Source organism: Psychrobacter sp. NG254, assembly GCF_015277735.1.
Classification (GTDB): Bacteria; Pseudomonadota; Gammaproteobacteria; order Pseudomonadales; family Moraxellaceae; genus Psychrobacter.
Genome location: NZ_JADHDA010000006.1, coordinates 121,251 through 141,906, shown reverse-complemented (window position 1 = coordinate 141,906; position 20,656 = coordinate 121,251). Strand labels below are relative to the sequence as shown.

Annotated in this window: 18 protein-coding genes; 6 read left to right on the top strand and 12 right to left on the bottom strand. The window is 44.4% G+C overall.

The genetic code is table 11. From position 1 onward, the window contains the following. Positions 1 to 26: 26 nt before the first annotated feature. The 10 genes from IP510_RS11890 to hisF form a co-directional block, all read right to left on the bottom strand. On the bottom strand, positions 27 to 947 hold the full coding sequence (locus IP510_RS11890) for a tetratricopeptide repeat protein (RefSeq protein ID WP_194365063.1): 921 nt from the start codon (positions 945 to 947) through the stop codon (positions 27 to 29). A 590-nt stretch (positions 948 to 1,537) separates the two neighbouring features. Beyond that, on the bottom strand, positions 1,538 to 2,311 hold the full coding sequence (gene truC / locus IP510_RS11885; protein WP_265087597.1) for a tRNA pseudouridine(65) synthase TruC: 774 nt from the start codon (positions 2,309 to 2,311) through the stop codon (positions 1,538 to 1,540). 205 nt (positions 2,312 to 2,516) lie between these two features. Beyond that, positions 2,517 to 4,361 (bottom strand): glutamine--fructose-6-phosphate transaminase (isomerizing), encoded by a 1,845-nt coding sequence (gene glmS / locus IP510_RS11880; RefSeq protein ID WP_194365062.1) that lies wholly within the window; start codon positions 4,359 to 4,361, stop codon positions 2,517 to 2,519. Between the two features lie 122 nt (positions 4,362 to 4,483). Beyond that, entirely contained in the window at positions 4,484 to 4,855 is a 372-nt protein-coding gene (locus IP510_RS11875) for a hypothetical protein (protein WP_194365061.1), read from the bottom strand. 112 nt (positions 4,856 to 4,967) lie between these two features. After that, a complete protein-coding gene (glmU, locus tag IP510_RS11870; protein ID WP_194365060.1) occupies positions 4,968 to 6,344 on the bottom strand; it encodes a bifunctional UDP-N-acetylglucosamine diphosphorylase/glucosamine-1-phosphate N-acetyltransferase GlmU in 1,377 nt (458 codons plus the stop codon). A gap of 354 nt (positions 6,345 to 6,698) precedes the next feature. After that, the gene (locus tag IP510_RS11865) at positions 6,699 to 7,280 is read right to left on the bottom strand and encodes a phosphatidylglycerophosphatase A (protein WP_194365059.1); all 582 of its coding nucleotides are present in this window, start codon (positions 7,278 to 7,280) and stop codon (positions 6,699 to 6,701) included. A gap of 3 nt (positions 7,281 to 7,283) precedes the next feature. Beyond that, entirely contained in the window at positions 7,284 to 8,315 is a 1,032-nt protein-coding gene (gene thiL / locus IP510_RS11860; protein WP_194365058.1) for a thiamine-phosphate kinase, read from the bottom strand. Positions 8,316 to 8,317: 2 nt separating this feature from the next. Next, the gene (gene nusB / locus IP510_RS11855; protein WP_194365057.1) at positions 8,318 to 9,166 is read right to left on the bottom strand and encodes a transcription antitermination factor NusB; all 849 of its coding nucleotides are present in this window, start codon (positions 9,164 to 9,166) and stop codon (positions 8,318 to 8,320) included. A 260-nt stretch (positions 9,167 to 9,426) separates the two neighbouring features. Continuing rightward, positions 9,427 to 9,948 carry a 6,7-dimethyl-8-ribityllumazine synthase gene (gene ribE, locus IP510_RS11850; RefSeq protein ID WP_194365056.1) on the bottom strand — a complete coding sequence of 174 codons (522 nt, stop codon included), beginning with the start codon at positions 9,946 to 9,948 and terminating at the stop codon, positions 9,427 to 9,429. A 184-nt stretch (positions 9,949 to 10,132) separates the two neighbouring features. Next, entirely contained in the window at positions 10,133 to 10,915 is a 783-nt protein-coding gene (gene hisF / locus IP510_RS11845; protein ID WP_194365055.1) for an imidazole glycerol phosphate synthase subunit HisF, read from the bottom strand. Positions 10,916 to 11,104: 189 nt separating this feature from the next. On the opposite strand from hisF, the gene IP510_RS11840 reads away from it, so the two are divergent. From IP510_RS11840 to IP510_RS11825, 4 genes are read left to right on the top strand one after another with little or no spacing between them, the layout of a single operon-like run. After that, positions 11,105 to 12,271, top strand: coding sequence for a homoserine kinase (locus IP510_RS11840; protein WP_194365054.1), 1,167 nt, complete (start codon positions 11,105 to 11,107; stop codon positions 12,269 to 12,271). 60 nt (positions 12,272 to 12,331) lie between these two features. Further along, a complete protein-coding gene (locus tag IP510_RS13785) occupies positions 12,332 to 12,673 on the top strand; it encodes a hypothetical protein (protein ID WP_227669715.1) in 342 nt (113 codons plus the stop codon). Next, the gene (locus IP510_RS11830) at positions 12,674 to 13,624 is read left to right on the top strand and encodes a class II glutamine amidotransferase (RefSeq protein ID WP_194365053.1); all 951 of its coding nucleotides are present in this window, start codon (positions 12,674 to 12,676) and stop codon (positions 13,622 to 13,624) included. 49 nt (positions 13,625 to 13,673) lie between these two features. Further along, entirely contained in the window at positions 13,674 to 14,972 is a 1,299-nt protein-coding gene (locus IP510_RS11825) for a PD-(D/E)XK nuclease family protein (protein ID WP_194365052.1), read from the top strand. Here the strand turns inward: IP510_RS11825 and IP510_RS11820 are convergent. Continuing rightward, positions 14,944 to 15,516: a YchJ family protein gene (locus IP510_RS11820; RefSeq protein ID WP_194365051.1), complete on the bottom strand. Its 573-nt coding sequence runs from the start codon at positions 15,514 to 15,516 to the stop codon at positions 14,944 to 14,946. The two genes, IP510_RS11825 and IP510_RS11820, sit on opposite strands and share 29 nt — an antisense overlap. 59 nt (positions 15,517 to 15,575) lie before the next feature. After that, complete coding sequence (locus IP510_RS11815) at positions 15,576 to 16,292, bottom strand: metal-dependent hydrolase (protein ID WP_194365050.1); 717 nt, start codon at positions 16,290 to 16,292, stop codon at positions 15,576 to 15,578. 126 nt (positions 16,293 to 16,418) lie between these two features. Here IP510_RS11815 and IP510_RS11810 point away from each other — a divergent pair, with 126 nt between their 5' ends. Further along, entirely contained in the window at positions 16,419 to 17,501 is a 1,083-nt protein-coding gene (locus IP510_RS11810; RefSeq protein ID WP_194365049.1) for a DUF3025 domain-containing protein, read from the top strand. A gap of 292 nt (positions 17,502 to 17,793) precedes the next feature. After that, positions 17,794 to 20,622, top strand: a complete 2,829-nt coding sequence (gene acnA / locus IP510_RS11805; RefSeq protein WP_194365048.1) for an aconitate hydratase AcnA — start codon at positions 17,794 to 17,796, stop codon at positions 20,620 to 20,622. Positions 20,623 to 20,656 lie beyond the last annotated feature (34 nt).

Sequence of the window (20,656 nt, the reverse complement as noted above, 5' to 3'; positions counted from 1 at the left end):
GATGTTTTCATACTAAATAAACGAGATCAGTAACCCGATTCATTTAATATTCGGTACTTATCGCACCCATTTTGATCACCACTATCACAAGCCTTACCAAACCATTCTTTTGCTTGAAACTTATCTTGACGAACGCCTTTCCCATCTTGGTAAAGTAAACCAAGATGATACTGGGAGATGGCATGACCTTGTTCAGCTGCCTTTTGGTACCAACTGATAGCCGTAGTCAAATCTTGACGAACACCTTTCCCATCTTGGTAAAGTACACCAAGATGATACTGGGAGGTGATATGACGCTGATCAGCTGCCTTTTGATACCAACTGATAGCCGTAGTCAAATCTTGAGGAACGTCTTTCCCATCTTGGTAAAGTAAACCAAGATGATACTGGGAGATGGCATGACCTTGTTCAGCTGCCTTTTGGTACCAACTGATAGCCGTAGCCACATCTTGAGGAACGCCTTTCCCATCTTGGTAAAGTAAACCAAGATGATACTGAGAGGTGATATGACGCTGCTCAGCTGCCTTTTTATACCAACTGATAGCCGTAGCCACATCTTGAGGAACGCCTTTGCCATCCTGATACAGTACACCAAGATGATACTGGGCAATGACATAACCTTGCTCAGCTGCCTTTTGATACCAGGTTACAGCTGTAGCCAAATCTTGACGAACGCCTTTCCTATCTTGGTAAAGTAAACCAAGATGATATTGGGAGATGGCATGACCTTGCTCAGCTGCCTTTTGGTACCAACTGATAGCTGTAGTCAAATCTTGAGGAACACCTTTCCCTTCTTGGTAAAGTAGACCAAGATGATACTGAGAGGTGGTATGACCCCGCTCAGCTGCCTTTTGATACGATTTAGCAGCTATAGTCAGACTTTCACCAAGATAAGATCTTTTTCTTCTGTTGTAAAAGAAAAGCTTTTTTAAGTATTTATAAACCATTGTTTATTCTTTAAAGGTAATATTGTTGATATTAGAAAGAAAGATGCTAAATGAAGCAATCACCTTTAGTAGATTGTCATGTTATTTGGTCAATATTAAGTTACTACTAGTATTTTTCTTAATATACGACTTAAGGCTGCTTTTTCAAAAATAGCTGCCTATGCTAACAAATATCGAACTTAAAATGTATCTATTGAAATAGATAATTAAGAGGCTGGAATTATTAAAACTGTTGACCAAATGAGAGTTGCGTAACGTTTAGAATGTAATTGCCTTGAAAAAGGCATTATGATCTTATCAATACCTCGCTCTATTAGCGTAGATAGAACACAATTGAAGTAACAAACACCAACCAGCTAAATATTTGCCATTTTGGTGTGAAACTCGTACTAAGAGCTGCTATAGGGAGTGGTTTAGCTGTTTCAGGCTTTTGTTTAATCTTTTAGTCATTAATAAGAGTCTTCAAAGAAAGTATGGTTTTGAGAAATAACACAATTTGTTCAAAATAAAATACTCAAATTAACAAATCCTCGTTAGGGTACTAAACCTTAACATCTAGTAAACGATAGTACCAGAAAACCTTACTCTGTCTAATATTCAGCGCTCTCTACCCAAGAGAACTCTTCTAAGATGCGCATCCACTGCTCATCTAATCCTGCTTTTAGCAACAATGGCTCGCCAGTGACCGGATGGCTGAGTGCTAAAGTCTGAGCATGCAGCAGCATGCGTGTACAGTCATAGTGAGTACGAAAAAATCGTGTGTGCCGTATATCACCGTGGCTGGTATCGCCCACGATATGATGGAATACATGTCTCATATGCCGACGCAGCTGATGCTTACGCCCAGTCTCGGGTATCAAGCGTACCAGACTATAGCGGCTAGTGGCGTGCTTTTTTGACACTGCAAATGGCAGCTCAACTTGTGCCAAGCTTTGCCAATGGGTCACCGCCTCTTGAGCAGGCTTGTCTAAGTCGGCAAATTTATCGGCAATGGCATCAGGTTTAAAGCTAAGCGCATAATCAATGCTGCCTTGGTCTGGCATAAAGCCGCGTACTACAGCTAGATATTGCTTCGTCACGGTATGTGCCGTAAAGGCCTCGCCAAGGCTACGCGCTACGGCTGAGGTCTTGGCAAACAATAATACGCCAGATGTGGGCTTGTCTAACCGATGCACCGGAAACACATGGCACCCTACCGCATCACGAGTGAGCTGCATGGCAAAGCGCGTTTCGCCTTTGTCTAGCCAACTGCGATGCACCAATAATCCCGCTTCTTTATTTATCGCTACCAGATGCTCATCTTCATAAATAATCTCTATTTGGTCAGCGGTGTCGCTCTCGATATCCATGCTTTTAGTGCCCATATTTTAGATGCTATTATTATATAAGTTATTGATATTTTTATATGTCGTTAGACATAAAAAAGTCCTTCGCCATCTCATTAATACCAGATGACGAAGGACTTAGGGTGGCACAATATTATGATTGGTAGTTATTCAGTATGACGAGTAAATACTCAGTATGATACTTTATTACTCGCTCACAAGAGTTATCGTAGAGTAACTTTTCTTATTCCACCGTGACGCTCTTGGCCAAATTGCGAGGCTGATCGACGTCAGTACCACGCATCACGGCGACATGATACGACAGCAGCTGTACAGGTACGCTGTAGACGATAGGGGCTAGGGCTTCACTCACATCAGGGACATAGACCACGTGTAGACGATCCTCTTCGACCATCTGACTGGACTCGCTTGCAAATACAAACAGCTCACCATGACGTGCGTGTACTTCTTGCATGTTGGCTTTGAGTTTGTCAAACATACTGTCTTTGGGTGCGAGCACCACGATTGGCATGTCTTTATCGACCAGTGCCAATGGGCCGTGTTTGAGCTCGCCTGCTGCATAGCCTTCGGCATGGATATAAGAGATCTCTTTGAGTTTTAGTGCGCCCTCTAGCGCGATTGGGTACTGTAGGCCGCGTCCCAAAAACAAACAGCTTTTCTTGTCTTCAAAGTGCTGGCTCATGGCCTTGATAGGGCCATCAAGGTTTAGGCTGGCGTATAACTGTCCAGGTAGCTGCTGTAGCTCACCGAGTAATGTACCCAAACGCTCATCAGTCATACGCTGCTGAGCGACACCAACTTTCAATACCAATAGCATCAGAGCCACTAGCTGAGTCGTAAAGGCTTTGGTCGATGCCACACCAATCTCAGGTCCTGCCAGTGTTGGCAAGAAAATATCCGTCTCGCGTACCAGTGATGAGGTCGGTACATTACATAGTGCCAAGCTGACCAAACCGGCTGGCATGTGCTTTTGGATATCACGTAATGCAGATAGCGTATCGGCTGTTTCACCAGATTGAGAAATACAAATTACCAGTGAGTTATCTACCACCACAGGGTTACGATAGCGGAACTCACTGGCCACTTCGACTGAACACGGAATACGAATCATACTTTCAAACCAGTATTTCGCGACCAGTCCCGAGTGATAACTGGTACCGCAAGCAATCACTTGCACATGACGGATACCTGACAGCTGAGACTCATGACGCTGCAAAAAGTCATCACGTAACTTGCTGGTTTCGCCATTGTCTACTGCCATCTCAAGCGTGCGGGCGACGGCATCTGGTTGCTCATAGATTTCTTTGAGCATGTAGTGCTTAAACTCGCCTTTGTCAGCGCTATGCTGGGTGGCATCAATTTCATGTATTTGACGTTGCACTTCAACACCATCTGCAAAAACTTGAATGCTGCTGCGAGTCAGTTTGGCGATATCGCCTTCTTCTAGGTACATAAAGCGATTGGTCACTGGCAGCAATGCCAATTGATCTGAGGCAATAAAGTTCTCACCGATACCCACACCGATGACGAGTGGTGAGCCTAGACGTACCGTAATGAGCTCATCTGGGTTGTCCACATGCACGATACCCAAGGCAAATGCGCCATGTAGCATTGGGATAATGGTGCGCACTGCTTCTAATAAATCAGGCGTCTTTTTGTAGATATCATGAATCAGATGCGCAACGACTTCAGTATCTGTCTGCGAGGTAAATTCATAGCCTTTGGCTATCAATGCTTCTTTTAGCTCAGCGTAGTTTTCGACGATACCATTGTGAACGACAGCAATTTTACCTGAAACATGAGGATGCGCGTTACGCTGCGCAGGCTCACCATGAGTGGCCCAGCGCGTGTGAGCAATACCGATATGCCCATCAAAAAATTCTGGATTGATAGCAACAGCATCAACCAGTGCCTGTACTTTACCGACTTGGCGCTCGCGATGTAACGCTCCATCACGAATAACGGTTAGACCAGCTGAGTCATAACCTCTATATTCTAGGCGCTTCAAACCTTCTAATAAAATATTAGCGATATTTCGCTCAGCAACTGCCCCTACGATTCCACACATGGCTATTCCTTAACTGATTATTTTTAATAATTGTTGTGTCTATTTTTAGATATCATCCACAAAACATATAAACCAAATCAATTTTTAGAATCAAATCAGTTTTTGTTTGAATGTATCTCTAGTCACTCTGAACCCTTGGTAAATTCAAATATTTCACCTTGAGTCGTTTTTACTTTCTCGTAGCCGTTTTTTGCTTTTAGAGATATCGCTGGGATATCGTTTACAGTAGCAGAGTCATCATCATTGATAAATATCCAGACTTCATTGCCATTGGGGTAAGTCATGATATAACGCTGATAGGTTGACATTATGCCATTAGGCTTAGGGTTCATGCCAACGCCCCAATTGCCGTGGCACTCACCTGAATATTTCAATAATTTTTTAGCATCAAAATATTTGCACTCTGCATCATATTCTATAGTGGTGCTCGCTGACGCCACTGAATATGACGTCAAGGTGGTTAACAACACCATAGCAGCGAATAGTTTTTTCATAGTCGGCACTCTCGAAGTATGCTTACTCAGATTGGGCAGTAGCATAGAAACTATCGTACGGATTATATCTGCTCAAATATGGACGCAATGAAACTGACTATTAACAAACCTGTTACTTTTTAGTCGGTCGTTGAAAGTTGTCTCTTTGGGTTTGTCGTGCGCGGCCAAACGCTAATGCACTACTATCAACGTCTTTAGTAATGACAGAACCAGCAGCCACTGTAGCTGTATCGCCAATGGTCACTGGCGCAACTAGGCTGGCATTAGAGCCGATAAAGGCATTGTCTTCAATGATGGTTTGCGATTTATTGACGCCATCATAGTTACAAGTAATGACGCCAGCGCCGATATTGACACCTGTACCGACAGTGGCATCACCGACGTAACTGAGATGATTGACTTTACTGCCTTGACCAATAGTCGATTTTTTAATTTCTACGAAGTTACCAACTTTGCTGTTGTCAGACAGTACAGTCTCAGGACGCAAGTGTGCAAAAGGCCCGACATCGACACCCGCACCAATCTCAGCACGATCGATGACGCAGTAAGGCTTGATATGACAGGCATTACCGATATGAGCATTTTTGATGACACAGCCTGCTTCTATATAGACACTATCACCCAAAACGCAGTCGCCTTCAAATACCACACCGACATCCACGAACACATCTTGACCTGCGGTCAGCGTACCACGAATATCGACACGGGTAGGATCAGCAAATTGCACGCCCGCTTCTTGTAGATCAGCGACGAGCTTACGTTGCCATGTACGCTCTAGGCTCGCAAGCTGTTGACGGTTATTGACACCCTCAATCTCAAAAGTATGCTCAGGTTCAATCGCTGCAATGGTAATACCATCAGCAACGGCCATTTTGACGATATCAGTCAGGTAGTATTCTTTTTGAGCATTGTCATTAGAGAGCTCAGGCAGGTACTTATGCAGTAGTGCATTGTCTACGCAGTAAATACCGCTGTTAATCTCATTGATGCTTTGCTCATCAGCACTGGCATCTTTTTGTTCAACGATGGCTTCAATATTGCCTGCTAGATCACGCTTAATACGGCCCAACCCAAATGGATTATCGACCGTCAGGGTCAACATCGACATACCATCAGTATTAGCCGTTTTTAAAGCCGTTAGTGTCTGGCAGCTTACTAATGGCACATCACCATATAGAATGAGGCTTTGTCCTGATGTTGGCAAATCAGCCAGCGTTACTTTAACCGCATGGCCAGTCCCTAACTGCTCAGTTTGAGCCACCCAAGTGATAGAGGCTTGCGTGTATTGACTGAGAATCTCTGACTTTACTTGATCGCCGCCGAAACCGTGGACGATGATGGTTTCATCAACCGTCAACTGATGGCAAGTGTCTAATACATGACTCAGTAAAGACTTACCTGCTAAGGTCTGCAAAACTTTTGGTTTTGCTGACTGCATACGTGTGCCTTTACCGGCAGCCAGAATAATCACAGAAAGAGGAGATGTCATAGTAGTCCTACAAATGTAACAAAATATAAGATTGGATTATAGCGCAAATGTTCATTCAAAAAAATGTTTTGATAGACAGGCATTTATCATGCAACCTGACATCAATACATTAATTATCTACAGTCGATACTCAATAAAACGGATACAGTATTCAATAACGCGAAACTGGTATAAATTTTTCTGGCTTGCTGTGCCTATGCCGACAGAGGCTGTAAAAAATTCATCCCAGTCCCGCTGTATCTTTTTAATATTGTACTGACTATATACAAGAGGGTGGTGTTCAAATTGACAAAATTGCTGGAACAAGAGGTTATATGGTAACTACTCACTATCGTAGCGGCTAGCTAAGGTCGCTTACAACAGCGCACCAAACATAACTACTACCCATAACACTGCTGCCATGATACCTGCGATGATATCATCAAGCATGATGCCTAACCCACCAGCAACCTTTTTATCAGCCCATCCAATCGGTGGCGGCTTAATAATATCAAAAAACCGAAAGAGTATAAAAGCGATAACAATGGCGAAGATAGAAAGCGCTTGAGAGACATCTTGCCAAAAGTTTGTGGTTGCAACACCCATGTAAGAGAAGGGTAGCAGAGTAATCCAGATACCAGACCATTCATCCCATACGATATGAGGGTCATCATGGCCTTGCATCAGCTCGGATGTACGTCCGCAGATCCAAACACCAAAAATACAAGATAGAATTGTCAATATTAGAAAAGGTATAAAGCCCAAACTCATCAGTGGTATGGCGATGATTAACCCACCAACGGTGCCCCAAGTACCGGGTGCACGGCGCGGCAGACCACTGCCCAAACCAATACCTAACCAATAGATCATACGATCGAGCCCACTGGCATTGTTAGGCAATGGTGGGCAGTCATTGGCTTTGCTGATATCAGGCTTGGATAAATCGTGATCAGTCATGGGCTAACCTGTAAAATGTTGGTAACCAGTAAGATTGGGCCATGTGGCAAATGGCGCGTGCTGAGTTCGAGTGATCAGCTGATTTTGATAATACAGCTTAGGATGCAATGCTAGAGATTTATTTTTCTCTGTCGCGATGTCATCTGATAGGGCGATTACTTCACCGATACAGGTGACAGCTATGTTGGTAGTAGGAGGGGTGATATGTGCAGGCAACGTAAAAGCCAACTCGTAATCGTCACCGCCTGCCAGTTGACACAACAATCGCTCAGATAAATCAACCGTAGCCAGTGGTTCGCTAGTAGGCAGCTGCTCCACATCAATTCGCATGCCTACAGCACTTTGCTGACAGATATGCCCGATATCTTGATACAGGCCATCAGAGATATCTATCATCGCCGTCGCACCAACTTTGGCCAGTGCGGCGCCTAGCGCAATTCGCGGTGTTGGCATATGGAGTCGATGAGCCAGCTCTATACCTTGAGTACTATCAGGATACTGTAGAGCATATGCCGCATCACCAAGCGTGCCTGACACATAGAGCTTATCACCAACTTGTGCGCCTGTGCGATAGACCGCTTGCGTGTCTACCGCCAGTATCCCTTGTGCGCTGATACTCAGGACTAAATGTTCACTACGTGTGGTATCACCACCAATCAATGTCACGCCAAACAGCTGGCAGGCATGAAACAAGCCTTTGGCAAATTCAGTAAGCCATTGCTCATTAGCAAGTTGTGGCGGCAGCGCTAATGCCAGTAATATACTGTGCGGCTTGGCACCCATAGCCGCAATGTCTGAGACATTGACGGCCACCGTTTTATAACCAATCGAAAAAGCCAACTCGTCAACTTTTTGCCAATCGGCCGCGAAATGACGACCTTGAACCAAGGTATCAATGCAGCTCACTAAGCGTGACCCAGCTGGCAATTCCATCACAGCGGCATCATCACCGATACCTTTTTCGAGACCAGTTAATGGTGAATGCGTGGCCTGCATCTGTGAAAATATACGCTCAATCAGCTCAAACTCGTTCATAACTAGTCTTGGTTTTTCGCGTCAGTGCTGTCTTGTTTGCTGGCCTTAAACTCGCTGATATTTGCGTTGGCTTTGCTCGCGCTATTGCGTTTAACGGCGGTGTTATTGGCACTGATACGCGGTTTGTCTGACGCAGTTGACTCACTGTCGATTGGATTTTCTGTAGTATCAACGTCTTCGATGCTATCAGCAAGTGTCGTCTCAGCTTGTTTAGCGGCTGCTTTTTGTGACGTGCGTACGTTGGCATTGGTGTCCGCTTGTACTTCAATGGCGCGCAGTTCAACGGCCATTTTATCCAGCACTGCATTGATCAGTTTATGAGCATCTGTCGCGCCGAAATGATTGTTCAGTTTCATCGCTTCATCAAGTACTACCTTGTATGGAATCTCCATACGGTTTTGTAGCTCATAGGCACCAATCAGCAGAATAGCGTGCTCAACAGTGTCCAACTTATCAATGTCGCGATCAAGATGCTGAATGATTAGAGCATCCAATGCCTCAACTTGTGCTGGAATATCACGCATCATCTCGTGATAGTAGCCAATGTGCACGGTGTGCATCGCATTGGTGGCACGGGTACGAGCAGCGATATCATTTGGTGCATTGGCTTTCCAGCCAAGCTTGCCATCGACATCAAAGCGGCGGTCAGTCACAAGCCATTCGTACAGACCTTGCATCGCAAAGCGGCGTGCCTTACGAATAGCAGTATGACTGGTCTTATAAGAAGACTCACTCATATCAAAGGTTTGATCACCCGTACTGCTGCTCGCGATACGGGTAGCTTCCGCTTGCTGTTCATTGGTTTGTGCATTTTTTGCAGCGTTGATAGCCTGCTTGAGTTGGTCAGTCATAACGGATCAATACCTGAATTTTGAAATAGAATGTTAAATAGTGGTCGGCTGGCACGTTTTGCCAGTCAGTCTTGGATATCGAAGTTATATGATGAGGGCTATCGTAATAACTATAACCCTCTCATTAACTTTACAAACAATATTACGGATAGGTGCTATATGCTATTTGTTATTTAAGTAGCAACGCTTCTAGAGGTTACTAAAGCCGCTAGACGGTCGAATAGAGACTGCCTAGCGGTCAATACTAACGATCAGTAAAATTAAGCATCAATGCTTTCGTCATCAATATCTAACTGTGACAGAACGGCAATCATCTCTAGTACGACCATCGCCGCTTCAGAACCTTTATTACCCGCTTTGGTACCAGAGCGTTCGATGGCTTGCTCGATGCTGTCAGTGGTCAATACACCATTGGCAACAGGAATATTATAATCCATCGCTACGCTGCTCAAGCCTTTGGCAGATTCGCTAGCCACAAAATCAAAATGCGGCGTGCTACCACGGATGATGGCGCCTAGAGCCACAATCGCATCAAAGCGATCTGATTCAGCGGCACGCTGGGCGACCAATGGTAGCTCGAATGCGCCAGGCACACGAATGACAGTGATATTGCTACCCAATACGCCATGGCGAAGTAGGGCATCGATTGCACCGTCAACCAATGACTCAACGACAAAACCATTAAAACGGCCAACAACGATACCAATACGGGCATCAGCATTTTGATGTAGGTTACCGTCGATATGGGTGACATCATTGCGCTGCTGTTGTAAATTTGACATAAAAATCCTTTGCTCAATAGAGTATTCAATGAAATAGGGGTGTAAATAAGTCGCTAAATATCATGCTGCGTTCAGGTAATATGTTCGCCGATTATGTGGGCGATGCCATGGTTAAATGAACGAAAATAAATGGTTAGCGCTATGATAGCATTTTTTTCTGGTGTATTTGTATTTTACGAGCGTGCTAAAGACGCATCTGTATCCCTTGCGCTACCATATAAGCTTTGGCTTCTTGAACCGTATACTCACCAAAGTGAAAAATACTGGCCGCAAGCACCGCATCGACGCCGCCCTCTAGTACACCTTCTGCTAAATGCTGTAAGTTACCGACACCGCCTGAGGCGATAACTGGCACATTGACACGGCTGGTAATTTGCTTCATCAATGCCAAATCATAGCCTTTTTTGGTGCCATCGCCATCCATCGAGGTGACCAAAAGTTCACCGGCACCGAGGTCTGCCATTTTAACTGCCCATGACACCGCATCAATCCCCGTGGGTTTACGTCCACCGTGGGTGAATATCTCCCAACGTGGTACTTTAATACCGTCGATGTCGATATCAGCGACGCGTTTGGCATCGATGGCAACGACGATACATTGGTTGCCAAATTTCTGCGAGGCTTCACCAACGAACTCAGGGGTAAATACGGCTGCTGAGTTAATCGCGACTTTATCCGCGCCCGCATTGAGCAAATTTCGAATATCGGCGATTTTACGCACACCGCCGCCAACCGTTAACGGTACAAATACCGTTTCAGCCATGCGTTCAACAGTATGATAAGTGGTATCGCGCTCATCGTTGGTCGCAGTGATGTCCAAAAAAGTAATCTCATCAGCGCCTTGTTCATTGTAGCGTTTGGCGACTTCGACAGGATCGCCTGCGTCCTTGATATCGACAAATTGCACGCCTTTGACCACGCGGCCATTGTCAACGTCCAAACAGGGGATGATACGCTTTGCTAACATAGGGTCTTTCACCTTATAATCAATTCATTCTATAGGCGCTAGTCTAGCAAAAACGCCCGTATATCAGGCAGTTTTTCACAAGATTATTACGCTTTTCGCCATAATATGAGCAGGCGCGGTACAATTGCCCTCATTACTATCTACATTTACCTTTTTAACTTCTTATTCAATTGCTATAAGTGAGATGTCATGTCCGTCTATACCCAGTTAACCGATGATCAGTTTGCCGCCTTTTGCCAAAGCTTTGGCGTATCATTTGCCCGTGCGATTCCGATCACTCAAGGTATTAAAAACTCAAACTGGTTTATTCAAACGACTGATGATGTAGATGGTACATACTCTTATGTGTTTACTTTATTTGAAGAGCGTCCACCTGCCGATATCGAAAAGATGGCCGTTATTCTCAATCAATTAAATGGCAAACTGCCAGTCGCCGCGCCGCTGGCTGTGATTGATGCAAATACCGCTGATGCTGATACAGATAGCGACAAAAGCTACGTTATTCACTATGAAAACAAAGCGATTACGCTAGTGCCATGCCTAGCAGGGTCACATCCAGTGCAAACCACGCAAGCGATGTGTCATGACATTGGCGCGGCGCTAGCGTTGCTGCATGAGACGTTACAAGCATTACAACCCGCTGAACAGTATGGCGTGCCTTTATATCCATGGGCAGATGTCCGTGACCGTGAAATGCAGTTCATGCCAGGTGACGAAGCTAAGCTGATGAGTGATATTTGGCGCTCTTACTCAGAATTACCATTGGCAACCTTGCCTAATGGTCTATGTCATTTGGATATGTTTGCTGATAATACCCTATGGAATCTGCAAAAAGGTGAAGCGCGTCTGACAGGTTTACTAGACTTTACCGAAGTCAGTGTCGAGCATTATGTGATGGATATTGCTATTACTATCAATGATTTTTGTACTACATGGGGCGTTGCCGAACAAGGCGAGTCGGTAAACTTTGACCGCAGCAAGATGGCGGCTTTCTTACAAGGTTATGAGTCGGTACGTCCGCTGAATAATGATGAAAATCGCGCACTACCTGTTATGCTGGCAAAAGCGGCGGTGATATTTTGGTTGTTACGATTAAACGTTATTCATTACAACCGTACCGAAGGCCGTACGGGTGACAACATTATGGTCAAAAACCCTGACTTAATGAAACGTCTAGCCGCTTACCATTGGGCACATGTCGAAAAGTCGCAAAATACCGTATTTTTGCTATTAAACAAACCAGACAATCAGATAGTCGGTGTATTTAGTAGTATCAGGCAAGCCGAGCAAGCGCAGGAAAAATTAAACAGTAGTGAATTTGCAATCGAAGAATATACGCTAGATCAATTGTCGTAAACGTTGCTTATTCATTTATTCTAGTATCAATTTTAGTACCAACACTTTGGAGGCGACCCTATGACCGATCAAGTTGATAACTGGCACAAACTGGCGCGCTTTGATACCAACATGCAAGGCGAGCTGCATGCCAATCTGCTACGTAATAACGGCATTACCGTATCGCTGCAGCCACTCAGTGCGATCCCTGGCATGAACTCTGGTATCGTACTCTGGGTAGAAAATTCAGATTTGCCCCAAGCACAGCGTATCCTCGAAGGTGTCGATACGGACAGCAGTGCTAGAGCTGACTTGCTCGCCAATATGAGCGATGCAGAGCTTGGCATCATGCCAGAAACGGATCTACATACCATGCAAGATGATAAACATGCCACACCAGACAATAAAGGCGGTGAACTGTAAATGTGTCAACTCTTAGGAATGAACTGTAATACCCCAACAGATATTGGCTTTAGCTTTGCAGGATTTCGCAAGCGCGGCGGGATGACTGATAGTCATGAAGATGGCTTTGGCATTGCATTTTTTGAGCGTAGTGAGTGTGCTGACAGTAATAAGGCGGCAAGTGATACGTTGGTACGAGCGCAATCGAATAGCGCAGCGAAAAACGCCTCAACAGGACTGCGTCTGTTTCATGACAATCGACCAAGCCATCTGTCACCAGTCGCCGACCTAGTCAATAATTATCCCATCAAAGCCATGAATGTCATCGCGCATATCCGCAAAGCCACCCAAGGGCAGAACTGCTTGGCGAATACACATCCGTTTGTCCGTGAAGTCTGGGGCGAGCAATGGGTGTTTGCGCACAATGGTCAGATGAATAGCGAATTTATCAAACGCTGTCAGCGCTTGCAGGACAATGGCAATGCCGCGCATTGTCAGCCAGTCGGTACGACCGATTCTGAAATGGCGTTTTGCTATTTGATTAATCGTCTAAAGAGCAGTTTTAAATCACGCCCTGATGACAAAACGCTGTTTAATTTTTTGACCACGCAGTGCCGCTATTTATCTGCGAATGGCCTGTTTAATTGCTTGATCTCAAATGGTAGCTGGCAATTGGCGTACGCGGGTAGCTTGTTGTTTTATCTCACACGCAAAGCCCCATTTGGCGAAGCTAAACTGGCTGATGATGATTTGGCGATTAATTTTGGCGATGTGACAACAGACACGGATAAAGTTACTATCTTGGTCACCGTGCCATTGACTGAAAATGAGAAATGGCAACAGTTAGCCGTCAATGAATGCTTGATATTTCAAGATGGCGACGTCATTTATAAAGACAGTCCAAGCCAGCGCAAGTTTTTGACCGTTGATGAAGGGATTGCGATTGCTAGAGAAGTGGGGGCGAGTGTTTAGGATAAGCGTAGCAGTTAATATTGGCACCTATTAAAAACAACGAGTGACTATGGTCTACAACAATCTTTTTCAAGCATTGGAAAAAATCGAGCAGGCAGCGACAGAAGACGCATCTAATACAAAATATGGTTTTAATGTATTCTCCATCTTAAGAAGAGATGATGAAGAAGTGGGTCTGCATTCTAAGTTTTTAGCGGCGCTTTTAAGTCCTACAGGTAGCCACGGCATGGATGCCTTTCAAAAGCTATTTATCGACCAAGTATTAAACGTAGCGGTCGAAACGCAAAAGTGGGAGCGTTTGCCACTTTGTCCAAATCAGCCTTATATGTGTCGGACTGAAGTGGCTATCACAAACTCTGGTCGCATAGATATCGTTTTAAAAAACCACGAAAATATCATCGTTATTGAAAACAAAATCCATGCTTATGACCAAGAAAAACAGCTCCAACGTTATTATGAAGCTTGTAAAAATATGGGCTATGCATCAGAAAATATCTATATCTTATATTTAAATAAATATGGTGATCCAGTTAGTGCTTATGGTAGAGGGAAGTTAGAAGATATTGATTTTGTGCAAATCAGCTATAAAGAGGATATTGTAAACTGGTTAGATGCTTGTATTGCTGAGGCAAAACCCTATCCACATATTGAGCAAACATTATTGCAATATAGAAGGCTGGTGGGCAAATTAACAGGTGATACAAGGTCGGCAAAAATGAAACAAGCGCATATTGAACTGTTATACCAAAAAGAAAATTTTAAGCTAGCACATGAGCTGAGTGAGTCGTTCGTAAGCTTTCAAATTGATTTACAAAGGAAGGTGTGGGAAGGTCTGCAAGAGGCTTTGAAAGCAAAAGGCTATACTTTTGAATTTTGTGATAAAAAATTACAAGTATGCGATTTTAGAGTAGCGGTCAAGCATTACTACAAGCCCAGAAATTCTTCGAAACTATATGGGATACGCTGCAAAATTGGTACGACAAAGGCATATGATATTCATTGCTTTATACAAGTTAATGAAAACATTTACTACGGTATGACTATTTCTCAAAATACGATGCGTCTTCAATATCCAAATTCTCTTATCGATTTAGCGAGTGGAATAAATAACTCATATCCAAATGGTCGTATGAGCGAAAGTAAATGGTTTTTAGGCGTAAATATATTACCGAACACACCAATAAATTTTAAAAAACCAAGCAACTTATATAAATTGGTTGATAAAGACGACAGAGAACGGTGGATTGAACAAACTACCAATGAGATTGTGTCTTTTATTGAAAGTGTCAAAAGCTTAGGGCTTATTGATGTTCAGTCGGCTACACATACTCCCCACAGCATCGCTTAAACTTCTCACCAGATCCACAAATACACGGTTGTTTTTGGCTAACAGTCATCGTAACCGTCGGATCTAAGAAGTACCAGCGCGTATCATCATTTGCTTTGCTTTTTGCCTTTACGAAAGCAGACAGTTCATGATGCACCTGTACTTTTTCTGCTAAATCACCTGCATTTTTCTTAGTATTAAAATAAGCCTTAAACTCAACCTGTGCATGACGTTTACCGAGCTTGGGTGTGTGCTCTACAATCTCTAATCCTGCCCAGTCGGTCTCTTTTGCCCAACTTTCAATCGCATTAATATCAAGCAAGTTCTGCTGCGCAGGCACTGTGGTCTTGACGATATACTCTGGCTGAACCAACACAAAGGCACTATAGCGCGTACGCATGAGCCGCTCGGCTGTCTCCGCTTTTATACCACCTGCTTTATCTACTTCGCCATTATAAAAATCATCATGATACGGCTGGCAGCAGTCTTGATAGGATAGTGAAGCGTTTACCGTCTCTGCTGTTGGTATAATTTGGCATGGGCAAGTATGTAGGGAAGGTTGCATGTTTTACTCTAATTTTTGTTTGGGCTTATTCGTTTAGGATTAATAGTCTTATGACAACTTTATTGCAGCATGCTTTTTATTAATTCTGGCAATATACCAACCTTGAGCTGCGCCCATGCAGAAGGGTCGCTCAATCGTGACCAAAACATCTCAAAAGGCGGGGCGGCATATACCAGTAGCGCAAGGATAGTATATAGAAGCAGGTACCACCATTTGTCTTTTGGCTGATAAAACTTCATCGCAGTACCCGATGAGCGCTTCATTTTCATATTGGACAAATTGACGCTATACAGCTCGTCTAGCGACAGATGCACCATTGCACCACCAAATAAAAACAGACCATAAAACCAACTGGTCGTTAGCGGTAGATGCAGACCATAATAGCTTAGGCACGTCAGACTCAATCCCAGTATCGCCATATAAGGTACAGAGTGTATGACGCCGCGATGCACAGTCATAGTAGTAAAGACATGAAAAACCACGTAACGCATAAAACTGTAGCCCGCCAGCCATAATGCTATCAGTGCCAGTAAGCTCAGATCGCTACGCCAATGCATGACCAAACCAAAGGCAAATATGAATGAGGTGATATTAAAACCAAGCTTAATCGGTGTTGAATTATCAGAATCCAAATCTGGCAGCAATCCACCGATAGTACCAAGCGCCACGCATACCAAAAACCCCGAATCATCAATCAATCCAGCTTTGTAAACCGTCAGACTCATCGTACCGCTGACCATAAAGGCGACATTTAGGTGGGTATTAAAATTTGCCATAAAACTCATTCATCCATAGCGCTCAAAAAGCGTTTTCGAGCGGCGCATCTAGCAGTAAAAAAGCGCACCATGATACCATAGACCGTCCATACGTCTAATAGAGATAGCCCGTAAGAGAGAGCTCCTATGCCTGCCAGTAATTCACCCGCCACACTTAATTTCGATACTCATATTAAGCAGCTACCTGTAGTAGAAGGTCAGCTCGATAACAGCTTTTCTGACATTGATTGGCAAGCACCGTGGTTGTCGCACATCACTCAGTTGAGTTATATCAGTAAAACGATTGAGCGTCTTAGTCGCTCAAAACTGCAGAGAAATAGCTTAGATGGTTCGGATGGTTCGGATGATTCAGAAGGTTTGGATAATGAGAAAAGCACAAATGGGCACAATATAAATGCTTCTGACATCAATACGCCTGACATCATCGGCAAAGTCTTAAAAACGGCGATGGCGCAGCAGGCTGATGATTTGCAACAGCCGTTACCACATACCAGACCTGCCCATGACCACGGATCTCAAACGCTACAATTCGTCTCTCAAAATGCATTGCCTGAAGGCGAAGCCTATGAGCATTTCATCGGCACAACTGGCAATATCCCGACGCGTGATAACTTGCATGATTTATTTAACGGCAGTATTTGGCTGACCTTTCCGAAGACCAAAGCTGTGTTGAACTATCACCATATGTTAGAAATTGCAAAGCAAGGCATCAGCGAGCGTCGAGGACGTGTGCGCGATACTATTACTGTCTTTGATGAGAATGGGGCGGTGCTAGTGACCTCTGATGCTAGTATCAGTGAAGCATTAGTCAATTTCGACTGGGAGACGAGTCTGGTGAAACCTCGTGCTAAATGGGACAACCCAGTACAACCAAGTTCTAGTGCTCAAGCCGCAGTCTATATCTTTGGGCATGCATTGCTTGAGCAATTGGTGCACCCGCGTAAACCCTTATGTGCCCACAGCATTGTCATTCACGTTGCACAAGACTTCTTTACACTATCGTTAGCTGAGTGCATAAGCTATTTGGATGACAAAGTTGCCGAATACATGCACACATTATTATCAAACGACGATGTTGAACCGCGCCAGCTTGCGCCGTTACCGATCTTAGGTGTGCCGCATTTTTGGGCAGAAAATGCAGATACTGACTTTTATGAAGACAGCTACGTCTTCCGTAGTGGGCGACGCCAAAAAATAAAAATTGATTAGGAATGAATTGCCTAGAAATAGCTAGCTAAACCTTTGTTACGTTTACGATTGTGCCACGATTTGACAACGTCCAGACATTAACAAAGCCTCGTATGTTTGTTATGGTAAAAGAGCATTTCTGTTAAACAGTAAGGAGATGATTATCTCTTTTGTTAACACAGACTTATATTAAACATTTTTATAAAACTGCTCTATCAATCCACGACAGATCAATCATTTATTGAGCCACCAGTCATACCTAAACTTATAATAATTTATGTCTAGGATCTATAACAACGATAAGGAAGCTATCATGAGTGATATTTTTGATGTAAAAGACACCCTCTCAGTCGCTGGCAAGGAACATGCCTACTACAGCCTGCCAAAGCTGACCGAAACTTACGAGCATATTAAGAAACTACCATTTTGTATGAAAGTGGTACTAGAGAACCTATTACGTAACGAAGACGGCGGTCAATCGGTTGGTAAAAACCACATTGAAGCCGTCGCCAACTGGGATGCAGGGGCTGAAGCGTCAAAAGAAATCGCCTTTATGCCAGCGCGTGTTGTATTGCAGGATTTCACAGGTGTACCTTCAGTAGTCGATTTGGCGGCGATGCGTGATGCGGTGGTCGAGCTTGGTGGTAAGGCGGAGCAGATCAATCCGTTTATCCCTAGTGAGTTGGTCGTCGATCATTCCGTACAAGTAGATGCTTATGGCCGCGAAGATGCGCTAGATTTGAACGAAAAAATTGAATTTAAGCGTAATAATGAGCGCTATGAGTTTTTGCATTGGGGCAAGCAAGCCTTTGAAAACTTCGTTGTGGTACCACCAGCGACCGGTATCGTGCATCAGGTCAACCTTGAGTATCTAGCCCGTGTCGTAATGGCAGCTGATGTCGATGGCGAACTGATGGCTTATCCAGATACAGTATTTGGTACAGACAGTCATACCACCATGATTAATGGTATTGGCGTACTTGGTTGGGGTGTAGGCGGTATCGAAGCTGAAGCTGCGATGCTAGGTCAACCGTCATCTATGCTGATTCCACAAGTGGTCGGGTTTGAGCTGAAAGGTAAGTTAACTGAAGGCGTTACTGCGACTGATTTGGTATTACGTGTCGTTGAGATGCTGCGTGCTCATGGCGTAGTCGGTAAGTTCGTCGAGTTTTACGGCGCAGGCTTACACAGTATGCCGTTAGCAGACAGAGCCACCATTGCCAACATGTCACCAGAGTATGGTGCGACTTGCGGTATTTTCCCTATTGACCAAATGGCAATTGATTATCTGCGTCTATCAGGTCGCGAAGAAACTCAGATTGAGCTGGTTGAAAAATATGCCAAGGCGCAAGGCTTATGGCACGATGCCGACACACCAGCGGCCACTTATTCAAGTAAATTAGAGCTGGATCTGTCTTCAGTACAGCCAGCACTTGCTGGTCCTAACTTGCCACAACAGCGTATCAATCTGTCTGATATGCATGAGAAATTTGGCGAAACGTTAGCAAAAATGACCAAAGATCGCAAGTCAGAAGTAGAAGGCAAAGTACGATTTGATCAAGAAGGCGGTGAGCAAGAGCAAGCTGAACACTTAGCTGCACAGCCAAAAGTCAATAATAATCAAAATGATGGATATCAGCCTGCGAATGGGGTTTTCTCTACTGTTAAGATTGATGAGACAGATCACAAGCTGCGTGATGGCTCAGTCGTGATTGCCGCGATTACCTCTTGTACCAATACCTCAAACCCAGCGGTTATGATTGGCGCAGGTCTAGTGGCCAAAAAAGCCGCTGCCAAAGGTCTGAAAGCCAAGCCTTGGGTCAAAACATCACTCGCACCGGGTTCTAAAGTCGTTACCGACTATTTAGAAAAAACTAAGCTGATGGATGAACTGGAAAAAACAGGCTTCTATCTAGTAGGTTATGGTTGTACGACTTGTATCGGCAACTCAGGGCCATTGCTTGAAAGTATTGAGAAGGGCATCGAAGAGAATGACTTGGTCGCTGCTGCCGTGTTATCAGGTAACCGTAACTTTGAAGGTCGTATTCACTCACATGTCAAAGCCAGTTACTTAGCGTCACCACCATTAGTTGTTGCTTATGCGCTGGCTGGTACGGTCGATATCGACTTGACGACTCATCCGCTCGGACAAGATCAAGACGGTAATGATGTGTTCTTAAAAGACATCTGGCCAACCTCAGAAGAGATCAATGAGCTGATTGCTAATAATATCGATGCAGATATGTTCCGCAAAAACTATGGCGAAGTGTTCGATGGTAGTGCAGCATGGAATGCGATTAGTTCGGCAGATAGTCAGCTGTATCCATGGGATGAAGAATCGACCTATATCAAAAACCCACCGTTCTTTGATGGCATGACCATGGAGCCAGAAGGTATCCCTGATATCGAAGGCGCGCGTATCTTAGGTCTGTTTGGTGACTCAATCACCACCGATCATATCTCACCAGCAGGTAATATCGACCCAGATTCACCTGCAGGTAAGTATCTGCAAGAGCGAGGCGTGCTACAAGCGGACTTCAACAGCTATGGCTCACGCCGTGGTAACGATGCAGTCATGACCCGTGGTACCTTTGCCAATATCCGTATCAAAAACACCATGATGGGCGGTAAAGAAGGCGGCTACACCTATTACTTCAGTGGTGATAAAGCCACGCTACAAGATGGCGAAGAAATGCCTATCTATAACGCAGCGATGAATTACAAAGAAGACAAGCGTCCGCTAGTCGTGCTTGGCGGATCAGAGTATGGCTCAGGCTCTAGCCGTGATTGGGCAGCCAAAGGTACTATTTTGCTAGGCGTAAAAGCGGTATTGACCAGCTCATTTGAGCGTATTCACCGTTCAAACCTCGTCGGTATGGGCGTGTTGCCATTGACGTTCAAAGATGGTCAAAATGCAGCGACATATAAACTAGATGGTTCTGAAGTTTTGAGCATCACAGGTCTGGATAATGGCGAAAGTAAAACCGCCAAAGTCACTGCTACGCGTGCTGATGGGTCAAGCGAGACCTTTGAGGTAAATGTCGGTCTACAAACACCAAAAGAGCGCGAATATGTGCGTCATGGTGGTGTATTGCACTATGTACTACGCCAATTGGCTGCTGAGAGTAAAGAAGCAGACTAGTAATTAGTTAAGCTCTATATGACAAAAAGCCCAA

Coding starts and splice junctions, on each gene's coding strand:
- IP510_RS11890 (WP_194365063.1), bottom strand. CDS start 947: ATGGTTTATAAATACTTAAAAAAGCTTTTCTTTTACAACAGAAGAAAA.
- truC (WP_265087597.1), bottom strand. CDS start 2,311: ATGGGCACTAAAAGCATGGATATCGAGAGCGACACCGCTGACCAAATA.
- glmS (WP_194365062.1), bottom strand. CDS start 4,361: ATGTGTGGAATCGTAGGGGCAGTTGCTGAGCGAAATATCGCTAATATT.
- IP510_RS11875 (WP_194365061.1), bottom strand. CDS start 4,855: ATGAAAAAACTATTCGCTGCTATGGTGTTGTTAACCACCTTGACGTCA.
- glmU (WP_194365060.1), bottom strand. CDS start 6,344: ATGACATCTCCTCTTTCTGTGATTATTCTGGCTGCCGGTAAAGGCACA.
- IP510_RS11865 (WP_194365059.1), bottom strand. CDS start 7,280: ATGACTGATCACGATTTATCCAAGCCTGATATCAGCAAAGCCAATGAC.
- thiL (WP_194365058.1), bottom strand. CDS start 8,315: ATGAACGAGTTTGAGCTGATTGAGCGTATATTTTCACAGATGCAGGCC.
- nusB (WP_194365057.1), bottom strand. CDS start 9,166: ATGACTGACCAACTCAAGCAGGCTATCAACGCTGCAAAAAATGCACAA.
- ribE (WP_194365056.1), bottom strand. CDS start 9,948: ATGTCAAATTTACAACAGCAGCGCAATGATGTCACCCATATCGACGGT.
- hisF (WP_194365055.1), bottom strand. CDS start 10,915: ATGTTAGCAAAGCGTATCATCCCCTGTTTGGACGTTGACAATGGCCGC.
- IP510_RS11840 (WP_194365054.1), top strand. CDS start 11,105: ATGTCCGTCTATACCCAGTTAACCGATGATCAGTTTGCCGCCTTTTGC.
- IP510_RS13785 (WP_227669715.1), top strand. CDS start 12,332: ATGACCGATCAAGTTGATAACTGGCACAAACTGGCGCGCTTTGATACC.
- IP510_RS11830 (WP_194365053.1), top strand. CDS start 12,674: ATGTGTCAACTCTTAGGAATGAACTGTAATACCCCAACAGATATTGGC.
- IP510_RS11825 (WP_194365052.1), top strand. CDS start 13,674: ATGGTCTACAACAATCTTTTTCAAGCATTGGAAAAAATCGAGCAGGCA.
- IP510_RS11820 (WP_194365051.1), bottom strand. CDS start 15,516: ATGCAACCTTCCCTACATACTTGCCCATGCCAAATTATACCAACAGCA.
- IP510_RS11815 (WP_194365050.1), bottom strand. CDS start 16,292: ATGGCAAATTTTAATACCCACCTAAATGTCGCCTTTATGGTCAGCGGT.
- IP510_RS11810 (WP_194365049.1), top strand. CDS start 16,419: ATGCCTGCCAGTAATTCACCCGCCACACTTAATTTCGATACTCATATT.
- acnA (WP_194365048.1), top strand. CDS start 17,794: ATGAGTGATATTTTTGATGTAAAAGACACCCTCTCAGTCGCTGGCAAG.